General features: G+C 47.1%; 1 pseudogene. It reads left to right on the forward strand.

Going from position 1 to position 255, the window contains the following annotated elements:
* A pseudogene (locus tag J7R12_RS08845) lies at window positions 1-255 on the forward strand (ornithine decarboxylase); the annotation flags it as partial.

A 255-nucleotide genomic window follows, 5' to 3' on the forward strand; every position in this document is an offset into this window, starting at 1 on the left:
TTTTTTGCCGCGTTCTTACGGATGGAATAGGTGCAGAGTGGCCGTTGTCACGTAAGTTTGGTTGTGTTCCTGCTATGGCGGTTGATGTGTTACGTCGGGCGCATCAATTAGGCTTACAAGCATATGGGGTTTCTTTTCATGTAGGGGCTCAGCAGACGGATCTTAGCGCATGGGATCGTGCTTTATCAGATGCGGCTACAGGTTTTAAGCATTTGGAGCAAGAAGGAATTTCGTTGAAGTTGGTTAATATGGGTG

This window comes from Bartonella vinsonii subsp. vinsonii, assembly GCF_902825235.1.
Classification (GTDB): domain Bacteria; phylum Pseudomonadota; class Alphaproteobacteria; order Rhizobiales; family Rhizobiaceae; genus Bartonella; species Bartonella vinsonii.